The organism is Sphingomonas aurantiaca (genome assembly GCF_003050705.1).
GTDB classification, from domain to species: domain Bacteria; phylum Pseudomonadota; class Alphaproteobacteria; order Sphingomonadales; family Sphingomonadaceae; genus Sphingomonas; species Sphingomonas aurantiaca.
Map to the genome: position 1 here is coordinate 1,125,725 of NZ_QAOG01000001.1, position 14,001 is coordinate 1,139,725.

The following is a 14,001-nucleotide window of genomic DNA, read 5'->3' on the forward strand; positions in this document are numbered from 1 at the left end:
CCTCTCCCCGGAGGGGAGAGGGACCGGAGTCAGATCATCGGGTCGTAATCGGTCGGGGCGTGGATACCGCATTCGACCTTGTCGAAGCTGCGCCACCGGCCCGCGCGCGGATCTTCGCCAGGCGCCACCTTCGTCGTGCAGGGCGCGCAGCCGATCGAGAGATAGCCCTGCGCCTCGAGCGGATGCCGCGGCAATTCATGCTCGGCGAAATAGGCGTCGAGCTTGGCCTTGTCCCAATCCGCCAGCGGGTTGATCTTTAGCCGGCCCTCATCTTCCTCGAACCGCGGCAGCGCGGTGCGCGTGCCCGACTGGAAGCCCTTGCGGCCCGAGATCCACGAATCGAACGGCGCGAGCGCGCGGCGCAGCGGCTCGACCTTGCGCAGGTCGCAGCAGCCGTCGGGATCATAGGACCAGCGCAGCCCGGTCTTGTCCTTGATCGCGAGCAACCGCGGATCGGGCCGGAACACGCGCAGGTCGGTAAAGCCGAGCGTCTCCGCCAGCTCGTCGCGGTACGCCAGCGTCTCGCCGAACATCTTCTGCGTGTTGGTGAAGACCACCGGCACGTCGACATCGACCTGCGCGACCATGTGCAGCAGCACGGCCGATTCGGCGCCGAACGACGACACCGCCGCGATCCGCCCGCGCAACTCGCCCGCGAGCAGTTCGCGCAGCATGTCCTGCGCGGACACGCCCTCGAACCGCGTCTGCATCGCCTGCGCGTCCGCGCGGGTGAAGGCGGGCGTGACGTCGATCATGTCGAGTATGCGGGCGGGTTCACCCATGGCGCAGCTTCCACACCGGCACCGCGCCGTCCGCCGCCTTCTGGTACGGCGTGTCATAGCGTTCGAGGCTGGCGCGCAGGACGTCGATGTCGATCGGCGCCTGGGGTGCGAAGCTGTCGAACCCGCAGCGGCGCATCAGCGGGATCTGATCGACGAGCACGTCGCCCTGCGCGCGGAGTTCACCGGTATAGCCCGCCTCGCGCAGGATTCGCGCGGACGAATAGCCACGCCCGTCGCGATAGCCGGGAAAGCTCACCTCGATCAGCGCGAGCTGGTCGATCTGCGGCAACAGCGCGCGCGCGTCGTCGCCCGCCTCCAGCCGAACGGCGGCGGCGTTGCTCTGGCCGATGAACGAGTCGAGAGTCACCGCAGGCTCGTCATGCGGCTCGTCGTCGCGGAAGCGCAGCAGCGTCTGGTCCGGATACTCAACCATATATCGCCTCCTTGAACGTCTCGAAGCCGACGCGGCGGTAGGTGTCGAGGAACCGCTCGCCGGGGTCGCGCACCTGCAGATAGCGGTCGGTGACGCGTTCGATCGCGTCGACCACGCCGTCCTCGGAGAAGCCGGGGCCGGTGATCTTGGCGAGGCTCACATCCTCCGCGCCCGATCCGCCTAGCGAGAGCTGGTAATTCTCGGTGCCCTTCTTGTCGACGCCGAGGATGCCGATGTGCCCGGCATGGTGATGCCCGCAGGCGTTGATGCAGCCGCTGATCTTGAGCTTCAGCTCGCCCAGATCGCGCTGGCGATCGAGGCTGCCGAAGCGGGTCGCGATCTTCTGCGCGAGCGGGATCGAGCGCGCATTGGCGAGGCTGCAATAATCGAGACCGGGGCAGGCGATGATGTCGCTGATCAGGTCGAGATTGGCCTCGGCCAGCCCCGCCTCGTTCAGCGTCGACCACACCGTGTGCAGATCGGCCATGCGGACATGCGGCAGGACGATGTTCTGCGCATGCGTGACGCGCAGCTCGTCGAAGCTGTAACGCGTGCCGAGATCGGCCATCACGTCGATCTGGTCCGCCGAGGCGTCGCCGGGGATGCCGCCGACGGGCTTGAGGCTGATGTTGACGATCGCATAGCCCGGCTGCTTGTGCGCCTTCACGTTCTGGTCGAGCCAGACCGCGAAGTCGGGATCGCTGCGGTCGATCTCGGTGGATGCGTTCTCCTCGAACGCGGGCGCACCGAAATGGCTCGTGATCCGCTCGAGCTCGGCGCGCGGCGGATCGAGGCCGAGGCCCTTCACCGCGGCGAATTCCTCCTCGACCTGGCGACGATATTCGTCGGGGCCGATCTCGTGCAGCAGGATCTTGATCCGCGCCTTGTAGATGTTGTCGCGACGGCCGTAGCGATTGTAGACGCGCAGGCATGCCTCGAGATAGCTCATCAGGTCGTCGGCGGGGACGAAATCGCGGATCTCGTGGCTGATCATCGGCGTGCGGCCCATGCCGCCGCCGACATAGATCTTCGCGCCGAGTTCACCATCACGGACGTGCAGCCCGATGCCGATATCGTGCAGCCGCATCGCCGCGCGATCCTCGTCCGCCGCAATCACGCAGATCTTGAATTTCCGGGGCAAGTAGGTGAATTCGGGGTGGAAGGTGCTCCACTGACGGATCAGCTCGGCCCAGGGGCGCGGATCGGCGACCTCGTCCGCGGCGGCGCCGGCGAACTGGTCGGAGCTGATGTTGCGGATGCAGTTGCCCGACGTCTGGATGGCATGCATCTCGACGGTCGACAGCTCCTGGAGGATGTCCGGGGTCTGGTCGAGCTGGATCCAGTTGAACTGGATGTTCTGTCGCGTCGTGAAATGCCCGTAGCCGCGATCGTACTTGCGCGCGATGTGGCCGAGCATGCGCATCTGCCGGCCGTCGAGCGTGCCGTAGGGCACCGCGACGCGCAGCATGTACGCATGCAGCTGGAGATACAGGCCGTTCATCAGCCGCAACGGCTTGAACTGGTCCTCGGTCAGCTCGCCCGAGAGGCGGCGGCGGACCTGATCGCGGAATTCGTCGACGCGCTGGTCGACGATCGCCTGGTCATATTCGTCATACTTGTACATGTCAGATCACCCAGCTGCCGGCATCGGGGTCGGCGGGTTTGAGAGTCAAATCGGGTCGCATCGTTGGGCCAAGCGCGCGGATGCGGTCCTTGATATGGGCGGGGCGGGGGCCGTCGTCGGTCTGCGTCGCCTCGATCAGATAGGGGACGTTGACGCGGCGCGCGCCCTCCTCCGCCTGTAGGATCGATTCGCCCGCGACGCCGACGTCGACCGCATCCTCGATATGGCGCGACCAGCCTTCGCCGGTCCACCAGATGACGTCGCCGGTGGGAAGGTCGTTTCCGGTCAACAGCTTCATGCGGCGGCCTCTGCAATGCGTGCCCAGCGGGCGAGTTTGTCTTGTGCGTAGGACAGTTCGACGACTTCGCCGACGACGATGATCGCGGGGCTCTTCACGGCTTCGCGAGTCACCATCGCGCCGAGATCGGCCAGCAGCGTGCGGATCGCGCGCGACCCTTGCAACGTGCCGCGTTCGAGCACCGCGACGGGCATGTCGGGCGCGACGCCGTCGGCCATGAGCTTGTCGGCGATGTCGGTCGCGGTCGCGATGCCCATGTAGATCACGAGCGTCCGGCCCTGGCCGGCAAGCCCGGCCCAGTTCTGCTCGTCAAGACCCTTGCACTGGCCCGCGACGAAGCTGACTGCGCTCGAATGATCGCGGTGGGTGAGCGGAAGCATCGCCTCGGCGGCACAACCCAGCGCAGCCGAGACGCCGGGGATGACCTCGACCGGCAGCCCTGCGGCGCGCACGGCTTCGACTTCCTCGCCGCCGCGGCCGAACACGAACGGATCGCCGCCCTTTAGCCGGATCACGATCGCGCCGGTCTTCACGTGCGCGATGATCAGCGCGTTGATTGCCTCCTGCGGCAGCGTGTGGCGCGCGCGCTGCTTGGCGACCGAGATGCGCTGTGCCCCCGGCGGTGCGATATCGAGCACGCGCGGGTCGATCAGGCCGTCATGCACGACGACGTCCGCAGTCTTGAGCGCCTCGACCGCGCGGACGGTGAGCAGGCCGGGATCACCCGGGCCCGCCCCGACGAGGATGACGCGCCCGCGGGCGGTAGGGTCTAGGAGACTTGCCATGCGGTGGGAGATGGGCGGCAACGCGCTGCGCTGCAACCGAATGATGCTTTGGCGGGGGGTAGGAGAGCTTTTGCCGACCGGATCGATCGGCATGTCCGGAGCAACGGGCCTAACGATCCTCCCCCGCCAGGGGGAGGTGGCGCGAAGCGACGGAGGGGGCGGACACGGAGGAGAGGTCATCGCTTACCTCCCCCTCCGTCTGGCAAGAGCCAGCCACCTCCCCCTGGCGGGGGAGGATCGGCGGCGGTCACCCGTCCGCCAGGCCGATGCCGATGCTGGCGCGCGCGCTTTCGGATTCGCTGCTGACGACCGGATAGGCGCAATAGTCCGCTGCGTAATAGGCGCTCGGCCGGTGGTTGCCCGACCAGCCGATGCCGCCGAACGGCGCGCCCGAGGAGGCGCCGTTGGTCGGCTTGTTCCAGTTGACGATGCCCGCACGGATATTGGCCCAGAACCGGTCGTAGAGCGCGGGCGTCTGGCTGATCAGCGAGGCGGACAGGCCGTAGCGCGTGGCGTTGGCCTCGGCGATCGCGGCGTCGAAATCGTCGATGCGGACGACCTGCAGGATCGGCCCGAACAGTTCGACATCGGGCCGGTCGGCGACGTCGGTGACGTCGATCAGCGCGGGCTTGAGGAACGGCAGGGTCTCGACCGGGCGTTCGAGGTGGCGGATCGCGCGGCCGCCGCGCATCAGCAGCGCGAGAAAGCTCTCGGTCAGCTGGTCGGCAGCGTCATTGTCGATCACCGGGCCCATGAACGGCGCCGGGTTGGCGTGCGGCTCGCCGACGATGATCCGGCCGACCATCTTGTCGAGCGTCGCGATGAGCGGCTCGTACAGCTTGGTATCGACGATCAGCCGGCGGGCGGCGGTGCAGCGCTGGCCCGCGGTGGTGAACGCCGACTGGATGATCAGGATTGCGGCGGTGTGGAGGTCGGGGGTGTCCCACACGACGATCGGGTTGTTGCCGCCCATCTCCAGCGCGAGGATCTTCTCGGGCTTGTCCGCGAACGCGCGGTTGAGTGCGAGGCCGGTATGTGCCGAGCCGGTGAACAGCAGGCCGTCGATATCGGGGTGCGCGGCGAGCGCCTTACCTTCGTTCGGGCCGCCGATGACGAGCCGGATGCACTCTGCCGGCACGCCCGCGGCGCGGAAGCATTCGACGAGGAATGCGCCGACCGCAGGGGTCTTTTCCGATGGCTTGAAGACGACCGCGTTGCCGGCGATCAGTGCGGGCACGATGTGGCCGTTGGGTAGATGCGCGGGAAAGTTGTACGGCCCGAGAACGGCCAGCACGCCGTGCGGCTTGTGGCGAACGGCGATGCGCGAGCCCATCGTCGCCTCTAACCTTCGCTGGGCGGTGCGATCGGCATAGGCGCTGACCGAGATGTCGACCTTGGCGATGACGGTCTCGACTTCGCCGCGGGCTTCCCAGATCGGCTTGCCGGTCTCGCGCGCGATCAGATCGGTGAACGCGTCGTTGCGCTGGCGGACGATGTTGGCGAAGCGCCGCATCGTCTCGATCCGGAAGGCGAGCGGCTTGGACGCCCAGCTCGACCATCCGGCCCGCGCGCAGGCGACTTCGGCGTCGACGTCGCCAATCGGATGGCGCCAGAGAATCGCGCCGGTGGCCGGTTCGTAGGAGATGATCTCGTCGGACATGAGCTGCTCTTGCCTCAAATCGGACCTGATTCCAATTATTCGGCGAGCGCCTCGCCCATGGCGCGGATTGCGGCGACTTTTGCGTTCAGCAGCGTCCAGTCGTCATGCTCGGCGATCGGGGCCCAGATCGCCTCGACCTCGTCGATCAGCATGCTGCACGGTTCGCCCGACCAATAGGCGTGCGATCGATCCTTGCGCGGTTCATAGGACGCCAGCGCCGTGCGGACCTCGGCCCAGGGTTCTGCGTAGGTCTCGGGCAGGTCACCGCCGAACGCATCGAAGAAGAAGCGGTCGATACCGACGCCGGTGGTGCGGAGCGCGCGTTCCGTGGCTTGCACGAGGTCGCGGTCGGTGTCTGGATCGCGCGGGCGGACGCCGAGCCGCCACAGGATCGCCTGCGTGACTTCGGGTTGATAGCGCGGCCCGAACTGGTCGAGCGCGGCCACCAAGGGCTCGCTCTCGGCGATCTGGCGGAGCGCGATCGCGAGCTGCATCACGTCCCAGTGGATCGCCTCGGGCTGGCGGCCGAACGCGTACAGACCCTGATGATCGAAATAGGCCGCGGTGAAGGCGGGATCCCAGGTCGGGGCGAACCGCCACGGGCCGTAATCGAAGCTCTCGCCGGTGACGTTGATGTTGTCCGAATTGAGCACGCCGTGGACGAATCCCGCCGCCATGTAGCGCGCGGCCAACCGCGCGGCGCGGCCGACCACGAGGTCGAGCAGGCGGACGGGGTCGTCGCTGTCCTCGTCGTACAGGTTGCGCAGCGTGTAGCCGACGAGCGTGCGCAGGCCCGCTTCGTCACGCTCATAGGCGAGGCGCTGGAAGCTCCCGATGCGGACATGGCTGTGATTGAGGCGGACGAGCACCGCGGAGCGTGTCGGGCTGGGTTCGTCGCCGCGCTGCAGCTCTTCGCCCGTCTCGATCAGCGACAGCGTGCGCGAGGTCGGGACGTTGAGCGCTTCGAGCATCTCGGTCGCGAGGATCTCGCGCACGCCGCCCTTCAGCGTCAGGCGACCGTCGCCGAACCGGCTCCACGGCGTCTGCCCCGATCCCTTGGTGCCGAGATCCATCAGCCGGTCGCGATCGTCGCGCATCTGCGCAAAGGTAAAGCCGCGCCCGTCGCCGATCTCGGGGTTATATTGGCGGAACTGGTGGCCGTGATAGCGCAGCGCGAGCGGCTGCGGGAGCGTGCGGGGCAGCGGCACGAACCGGCCGAAATGGCTGGCCCACGCCTCGTCGCCCAGCGCTTCGAGCCCGATCTGCCGGGCGGCGCGATCGTTGCGGAAGCGGAGCCGAGTCTCGGGAAAGTCGGCAGGGACGACCGGATCGAAGAACCTTTCTCCCAGCGTCAGAAGGCGAGTCTCCGGGCGATAGCGAGCGGAGCGGAAGGCTTGCGGGTCGATGGGCATGCGGCGATATGGTGGCCGCTACCCGAAGGACGCAACCATGGCCGCTTACGAAAACCTCTATTGGTGGTCCAACGACGGGCTGAGACTCCACGCGCGGGACTATCCGGGCGGGGCGGAAGGCCAGCCGCCGATCCTCTGCATGGCCGGGCTGACTCGCAACGCGCGCGATTTCGATGCGCTAGCGGCACGATTGGCGGGGCGGTGGCGGCTGATCGCGGTGGATTTCCGCGGTCGCGGCGAAAGCGCCTATGCGAAGGACCCGATGTCGTACGTCCCGCTGACCTATGTCCAGGACGTCGAGGCGCTGCTGACCGAGCAGGGGGTGGATCGCTATGTTGCGTTCGGCACGTCGCTCGGCGGGATCGTTGCGATGCTAATGGCCGGGCCATCGCGCGGGCGGATGGTGGCAGCGTTGCTCAACGATGTCGGGCCGGAGGTCGATGCGCAGGGCCTGTCGCGGATCCGCGGCTATGTCGGCAAGGCGAGCGTCTTCCCGACCTGGATGCACGCCGCACGCTGCGTCGCGGAGAATAACGGCGACGTCTATCCCGACTGGGGGATCGAGGAGTGGCTGGCGATGGCCAAGCGGCTGTACCGGTTGAACAGTTCGGGGCGGATCGTGCTCGATTACGACCTGAAGATCGCCGAGCCGTTCCGCGTGCCGGGCAACGAAGCGGGGCCGGACATGTGGCAGGCGCTCGCGTCGTTGCGGGATGTGCCCACGCTGATCGTGCGCGGCGGTCGATCCGACCTGTTGTCGGCGGTGACCGCGGAGCGGATGGTGGCATCGCTCGACCGCGCCGAACTGGTGACGGTGCCGGGCGTCGGCCATGCCCCGACGCTGACCGAGACGATCGTGCAGGCGCCGATCGACCGGCTGCTGGCGCGCGCGCTTGAGGGGGCGGCGATCCGCGCCTAAGCCCGCCGGATGCTGCGCACTGCGCCGATGCACCAGGAAATTTCATGACCGACCATGCCGATCTTCATACCAGCGCACGCCCCCTGAAGGGCCGCCGCGCGATCATCACCGGGGGGACGACCGGGATCGGCCGAGCGATCGCGGTGATGCTCGCGGGGCAGGGGGTCAGCGTCTATATCTGCGGCCACGACGCGGGCCATCTGGAGGACGCGCTGACGCAGATCCGGGCGGTCGGCACGGGTGACGGCATGGTCACCGAACTGGCTGACCCCGACAAGGTGCGCGCGTTCTTCGATGCGGGCGAGGCCTATCTCGGCGGGTTCGACATCACCGTGATCAACGCGGCGGTGGCCGCGGGTGGTCTGACGCAGATGGACGAGGACGCGCTGCGCTATGCGATCGCGGTCAATTTCACCGCCTATCTGCTGAGCGCGCACCACGCCGCGCACCGGATGACGCCGATCGGCGACATGGTCCTGATCGGCTCGCTCAGCGCGCATATCCTCGGGCCGAGCTCGACCGTCTATGCCGGCATCAAGTCGGGCATCGCCGGCTTCTCGGAGGCGCTGCGGCGCGAGCTGGGGCCCAAGGGCATCCGCGTGTCGCTGGTCGAGCCGGGCAAGGTCGGCTCGAACATGCAATATCCGGACGTGCCCGACGACAAGCAGCGCGCGATGATCGCGGCGGAGCAGATGCTGCGCGGCGAGGATATCGCCGCGGGGGTCGAGTTCCTGCTGACGCAGCCGACGCGGTCGGTGATCCAGCAGATCGTTATCGTCCCGCGGGCGCTGGAGGGGGAATAACGCAGCCAGGTTGGCGGTATGCCATCAGGCGCAAACCCTCCCGTCATCCTGACGAAAGTCAGGATCCAGAGTTACGGTAAGGCGTCCTGCATGGCTCTGGATCCTGACTTTCGTCAGGATGACGAACGCCATGAATGGTCGCGTCGCCATTCATTACCAAGGAGAATCGCATGTTCGATCAGCTCGTCTTCACTCCCGCGGACATCGACCTGTCGCGCTCGCCGCTGGCGGGCAAGGTCGGCGCCGAGACCTATGTGCTCGGCGCGTTCAACCCGGGGATGACGCGACTGGCGAACGGCAACCTGCTGCTCATGGTGCGCGTGGCCGAAGCGCTGCGCCAGCCGATCAAGGGCGGCAACGTCCATGCGATCCGCTGGCAGGATGGCGCCTATCTGCTTGATGCATGGCCGTTGCAGATGGTTGATACCAAGGATCCGCGTAAGTTTCTGATTCCCGGCGGGGGGTGGAAGGTGATGGCGTTGACGTCGCTGTCGTGGCTGTTGCCGGTTGAGCTGGACGCGGAAGGGCGATCGGTCGTTGCGGTGCATTACGACAAGGCGATCGCGCCGCGGACGTCGTACCAATGCTATGGCGTCGAGGATGCGCGGATCTCGAAGGTCGGGGACCGGTATCTGATGACCACCTGTTCGGTGAGCCCGGAGCGGCATTCGACGACGCTGTATTCGTCCGCCGATGCGCTCGACTGGCAGCTCGAGGGGATCGTGCTCGATCACCAGAACAAGGACATGCTGATCTTCGAGGGGCTGATCGGCGGGCAATATTGGGCGCAGACGCGGCCGCTCGGCGACCTGTATTTTGCCTATCCGCCGGGTAGCGAGTGGCGCGCGGGACCGTCGATCAACCTGTCGCGCTCGCCCGATGCGCTGCACTGGAAGCCGCACGACAAGCCCGGCATCCGGCCACACGCCGCCACCGTCTCGACCGCGCGGATGGGGGGCGGTGCACCGCCGATCCTCACCGATCGTGGCTGGTTGACCTTGTGGCACGGGGTCGAGCCGTCGGGCGTCGTCGGCATCTATCGCACCTACTGGTCGATCCTCGACAGGGACGATCCGTCGATCACCGTCGCGACCGAGCACAAAGCGCTGCTCGAGCCGAACCCGGCACTCACCGAGCCGCTCAAGGACAGCCTGTATCTCGACAATGTCGTGTTCACGACCGGCATCGCGGATGCGGGCGACTTCTATGTCGTGGCGAGCGGCGAGGCGGACCTCGCCTGCCGGATCACGCATATCGACAAGGCCGTGTTCGCGGGCTGAGCGGAGACGCATAGAGGGACCAAGCGGGGGGACACGGGGCGCGTGTCCTCCCGGCAGGTCGGATCAGCAGCGTCCGAACGACTTCGACACGACGACATGGCCGGCGACCGAGACGGACACCTTGACGCCGGTCGGAATGCCCCAGGTCGTGCAGATGTCGATACACGCCTTCGCGGCGGTGCCGTCGGGGAAGATGGACGGGATCGGGAAGCAGAACGACCCGAAGCCCAGCGGCAGGTTGAGGCAGATACGGTGATTCTTGACCGTGACGCTGATGCAGCCGCCGGCGAACATCATCGCACCGCCGCCCGAAACATCGGTCGTCGGGCTCAACCCCGTCAGATTGGCCTCCTTTGCATGCTCCGATGCGGCATCCAGAACGCTATGGATCTGTTTTTGATCGAAATCATAAGTTGTCATGATGATCATCCTCTCTGTACCGGTGTTCCGGTAAGCAGGTATAAAGAACGCTATAGTATTCTGGGCAAATCTAAGCTTGTCCGTATTGCTATGCGATCGATCGACATATTTGGGAGAAAGGTCTGAATCGGCGGAACTGTTCAGAAGCGTGGTGCGCGGCGGGTGCGCTTCATGCCCTGCCGGAGACGGCAGATCCCTTGAAAATGCGCCCAAAAATCGGCATCGCTCGGACATGGCCGCACCCGTCAACATCCTGCATCTCCACTCCTCGTTCAGCCTGGGCGGCAAGGAGGCGCGCGCGGTCGCCTTGATGAATGCGTTTGGCGACCGGGCGAAACATACGATCGTCTCGGGCGTGCCCGATGCGCTGGATGCGCGCGATTCGATCGCCAAGGGCATCCGCTACGAGATCGCGCAGAACCCGCCGCCGCTGACCGGCAAGCCCTCGGTCAAGCGCTACGAGGCGATCGCGCAGTATATGCGGCGGTTCGACCTGGTGCTGACCTATAATTGGGGCGCGATCGACGGGGCGATGTCGCGCCGCGCGTTCAGCAAGGGCGCGCCGCCGCTCGTCCATCATGAGGACGGGTTCAACGCGGACGAGGCGGGCGGGCTCAAGATCGAGCGCAACATCTATCGGCGGCTCGCGCTGGGCGCCGCGCATGCGCTGGCGGTGCCGTCGGAGGCGCTCGAGGCGATCGCGCTGAACACCTGGAAGCAGCCGCGCGCGCGCGTCCACCGGATCGTCAACGGGATCGGCACCGCCTATTACGCGCAGAAGCCCGAGCCCAAGGCGATCCCCGGCTTCGTGCCGAACGCCAAGGAGGTCGTGATCGGTGCGCTGGCAGGTCTGCGCGAGGTCAAGGACCTCACCGCGCTGGTCCGCGCGGTCGGTGGCGTCTCGGGGCGGGTGCGGCTGGTGATCGTCGGCGAAGGGCCCGAGCGTGCCAACATCGTGCAGGCGGCGGCGGCGATGGGGATGGCGGACAAGCTGGTGCTGCCCGGATTCCTCGATCGGCCCTATCGCTATATCGGCCATTTCGACATGCTGGCGGTGTCGTCGCGCAGCGAGCAGTTTCCGATCTCGGTGGTCGAGGCGATGGCTGCGGGCCTGCCGATCGCGAGCTATCCGGTCGGCGACATCAAGCGGATGGTCTCGCCCGAGAATCTGCCCTTCGTGACCGACATCGCCAACGAGGTGCGGCTGCGTGACGCGTTGCAGGCGCTGGTCGCGGATCCGACGCTCCGCGCCTCGGTCGGGCTTGCAAACCAGGCCAAGGCGCGCGCAGAATTCGATGAGGCAATGATGATCGCGCGCTATCGCAGCCTGTACGAGAGTGCACTCGGACGACCCGGTGCGCTAACCTAGGTCTTAATTTGCTCGCGCGCTGCGTCCTTGCGATATAGGGGGCCGTATTTTCCGGGAGAGGTGACGTCGTGTTCAAGGGCCTGAAGCCTATCGTCTATAACGGTCGGGAAGTCTGGCCTCTGGTTGAGGGCGGCAAGGGCGTTGCCGCGACCAACCACGCGTCGGCCGGCGCCTGGGCTGCGGCCGGCGGTATCGGCACGGTGTCGGCGGTCAACGCCGACAGCTATGATCCCGAGGGTAAGATCATCCCGCAGGTCTATGCGGCGCTCACGCGGCGCGACCGGCACGAGGAGCTCGTCCAGTACGCGATCGAGGGTGCGGTCCAGCAGGTCGAGCGCGCGTACGAGATCGCCGACGGCAAGGGCGCGATCAACATCAACGTGCTGTGGGAAATGGGCGGCGCGCAGCGGATCCTGCACGGCGTGCTCGAGCGGACGCGCGGCAAGGTGGCCGGCGTCACCTGCGGCGCGGGCATGCCCTACAAGCTGAGCGAGATCACCGCGTCCTACGGCGTCAGCTACCTGCCGATCGTCAGCTCGGGCCGGGCATTCCGCGCGCTGTGGAAGCGCGCCTATTCGAAGGCGGCCGAGTGGCTCGCCGCGGTGGTGTACGAGGATCCGTGGCTGGCGGGCGGGCATAACGGCCTGTCGAACGCCGAGGACCCGTTGAAGCCGCAGGATCCCTATCCGCGCGTCAAGGAACTGCGCGACGTGATGCGCGAAGGCGGCATCAGCGACGCGGTGCCGATCGTGATGGCGGGCGGCGTCTGGTACTTACGCGACTGGAACGACTGGATCGACAATCCCGAGCTCGGCACGATCGCGTTCCAGTTCGGCACGCGGCCCTTGCTGACTCGCGAAAGCCCGATCCCCGCGGATTGGAAGAACGCGCTGACGCAGATCGAGGAAGGCGACGTGCTGCTGCACAAATTCTCGCCGACCGGCTTTTATTCGTCTGCGGTGCGCAACCCGTTCCTGCGCAGCCTCGAGGCGCGCTCGGAACGCCAGATCGCGTTCTCGACGCAGGAGGCGGGCGACCACATCTTCCAGCTCGACGTCGGCGTGAAGGGCAAGAATTTCTGGGTCACGCGCAACGACCTGCTGCGCGCACGCCAGTGGTTCGGCGAGGGCTTTACCGACGCGCTCAAGACGCCCGACAACACGCTGGTGTTCGTCAGCCCGAACGAGAAGGGCATGATCCGCAAGGACCAGGCGGACTGCATGGGCTGCCTGTCGCAATGCTCGTTCTCAAGCTGGGCGGATACCGAGACGAACTCGACCGGACGTCTGGCGGATCCGCGCAGTTTCTGCATCCAGAAGACGTTGCAGGACATCGCGCATGGCGGGGACATCGACCAGAACCTGATGTTCGCCGGCCATGCCGCGTACAACTTCAAGAAGGATCCGTTCTATTCGAACGGGTTCGTGCCCAGCGTCGGGCAGCTCGTGGACCGGATCCTCACGGGCGACTGACGCTGCGGACAAGGGCAACCCCGGCGGGCCCGGGGTCGCCATGCCGGTCGGTGACCGCGGATCTTGAGGGCAGGGGGCAAGGATGACGCTACACGCCTGGTGGCTGTTCCTGGGTGCGGTGTTCCTGCTGTGCGGGACGCCGGGGCCCAACATGCTGCACGTCATGACGCGCAGCATTGCGTTCGGTGCGCGACGCAGCATCGCCGCGATGGCCGGGTGCCTGACCGCGCTGGTGCTCGTGCTGGCGGCGTCGGCGGCAGGCGTGTCGGCGTTGCTCGCGGCCTGGCCGCGCGTGTTCGACGCGTTGCGCTATACCGGTGTCGCCTATCTGATCTTCCTCGGGATCAAGGCCTGGCGCGGGGCGGGATCGCCGATCGACGTGGGCGACGATACGTCGCCGGTCACGCGCATGCCGGCCGCATCGGCGGCGCGGCTGTATCGCGGCGGGTTCGTGATCGGGATCAGCAACCCCAAGCTGTTGCTGTTCGCGGCGGCGTTTCTCCCGCAATTCGTCGATCGGGCCGCACCGCAGGGACCGCAGTTCGCGATCCTCGTCGCCACCTTCGCAGTGGTCGAAAGCTTCTGGTACGGCGTGTACGCGGCGGGTGGGCGGACGCTCGCGCGGTATCTGACCCGCCCGGCGATGCGGCGTGCGTTCGATCGGCTGACGGGGGCGATCTTCGTCGGTTTCGGGCTCGCGCTGCTGCGGGTGCGAACCTAACGCGCCGGTCGCCATTGCCGATC

At 66.8% G+C, this 14,001-nt stretch carries 14 protein-coding genes; 6 read left to right on the forward strand and 8 right to left on the reverse strand.

The window, feature by feature from the left end; genetic code table 11:
• Window positions 1-29: 29 nt before the first annotated feature.
• From C8J26_RS05255 to C8J26_RS05285, 7 genes are all read right to left on the reverse strand, one after another.
• Window positions 30-782, reverse strand: coding sequence for a phosphoadenylyl-sulfate reductase (locus C8J26_RS05255; RefSeq protein WP_107956945.1), 753 nt, complete (start codon window positions 780-782; stop codon window positions 30-32).
• Window positions 775-1,215: a DUF934 domain-containing protein gene (locus C8J26_RS05260; RefSeq protein ID WP_056050673.1), complete on the reverse strand. Its 441-nt coding sequence runs from the start codon at window positions 1,213-1,215 to the stop codon at window positions 775-777. The genes C8J26_RS05255 and C8J26_RS05260 overlap by 8 nt, the downstream gene beginning before the upstream one ends.
• Window positions 1,208-2,839 carry a nitrite/sulfite reductase gene (locus C8J26_RS05265; RefSeq protein ID WP_107956946.1) on the reverse strand — a complete coding sequence of 544 codons (1,632 nt, stop codon included), beginning with the start codon at window positions 2,837-2,839 and terminating at the stop codon, window positions 1,208-1,210. The genes C8J26_RS05260 and C8J26_RS05265 overlap by 8 nt, the downstream gene beginning before the upstream one ends.
• A gap of 1 nt (window position 2,840) precedes the next feature.
• Window positions 2,841-3,137 (reverse strand): DUF2849 domain-containing protein, encoded by a 297-nt coding sequence (locus C8J26_RS05270; protein WP_056411450.1) that lies wholly within the window; start codon window positions 3,135-3,137, stop codon window positions 2,841-2,843.
• Window positions 3,134-3,922 carry a uroporphyrinogen-III C-methyltransferase gene (cobA, locus tag C8J26_RS05275; RefSeq protein WP_107956947.1) on the reverse strand — a complete coding sequence of 263 codons (789 nt, stop codon included), beginning with the start codon at window positions 3,920-3,922 and terminating at the stop codon, window positions 3,134-3,136. The genes C8J26_RS05270 and cobA overlap by 4 nt, the downstream gene beginning before the upstream one ends.
• Before the next feature lie 247 nt (window positions 3,923-4,169).
• On the reverse strand, window positions 4,170-5,582 hold the full coding sequence (gene astD / locus C8J26_RS05280) for a succinylglutamate-semialdehyde dehydrogenase (RefSeq protein WP_107956948.1): 1,413 nt from the start codon (window positions 5,580-5,582) through the stop codon (window positions 4,170-4,172).
• A gap of 35 nt (window positions 5,583-5,617) precedes the next feature.
• The gene (locus C8J26_RS05285) at window positions 5,618-6,994 is read right to left on the reverse strand and encodes a protein adenylyltransferase SelO family protein (RefSeq protein ID WP_107956949.1); all 1,377 of its coding nucleotides are present in this window, start codon (window positions 6,992-6,994) and stop codon (window positions 5,618-5,620) included.
• Window positions 6,995-7,031: 37 nt separating this feature from the next.
• Here C8J26_RS05285 and C8J26_RS05290 point away from each other — a divergent pair, with 37 nt between their 5' ends.
• From C8J26_RS05290 to C8J26_RS05300, 3 genes are all read left to right on the forward strand, one after another.
• Window positions 7,032-7,913 (forward strand): alpha/beta fold hydrolase, encoded by an 882-nt coding sequence (locus C8J26_RS05290; protein ID WP_107957090.1) that lies wholly within the window; start codon window positions 7,032-7,034, stop codon window positions 7,911-7,913.
• 44 nt (window positions 7,914-7,957) lie between these two features.
• Window positions 7,958-8,716 (forward strand): SDR family oxidoreductase, encoded by a 759-nt coding sequence (locus C8J26_RS05295; protein WP_056411442.1) that lies wholly within the window; start codon window positions 7,958-7,960, stop codon window positions 8,714-8,716.
• Window positions 8,717-8,886: 170 nt separating this feature from the next.
• Complete coding sequence (locus C8J26_RS05300) at window positions 8,887-9,996, forward strand: glycoside hydrolase family 130 protein (protein WP_107957091.1); 1,110 nt, start codon at window positions 8,887-8,889, stop codon at window positions 9,994-9,996.
• A gap of 63 nt (window positions 9,997-10,059) precedes the next feature.
• Here the strand turns inward: C8J26_RS05300 and C8J26_RS05305 are convergent, their stop codons facing one another.
• Window positions 10,060-10,416, reverse strand: a complete 357-nt coding sequence (locus tag C8J26_RS05305) for a hypothetical protein (protein WP_146168767.1) — start codon at window positions 10,414-10,416, stop codon at window positions 10,060-10,062.
• A gap of 232 nt (window positions 10,417-10,648) precedes the next feature.
• Between C8J26_RS05305 and C8J26_RS05310 the strand changes: the two genes are divergently transcribed.
• From C8J26_RS05310 to C8J26_RS05320, 3 genes are all read left to right on the forward strand, one after another.
• Window positions 10,649-11,785 carry a glycosyltransferase gene (locus C8J26_RS05310; protein ID WP_107956951.1) on the forward strand — a complete coding sequence of 379 codons (1,137 nt, stop codon included), beginning with the start codon at window positions 10,649-10,651 and terminating at the stop codon, window positions 11,783-11,785.
• A gap of 68 nt (window positions 11,786-11,853) precedes the next feature.
• Entirely contained in the window at window positions 11,854-13,257 is a 1,404-nt protein-coding gene (locus C8J26_RS05315) for an NAD(P)H-dependent flavin oxidoreductase (protein ID WP_056411437.1), read from the forward strand.
• Window positions 13,258-13,339: 82 nt separating this feature from the next.
• Entirely contained in the window at window positions 13,340-13,978 is a 639-nt protein-coding gene (locus tag C8J26_RS05320; RefSeq protein WP_107956952.1) for a LysE family translocator, read from the forward strand.
• Window positions 13,979-14,001: the final 23 nt, after the last annotated feature.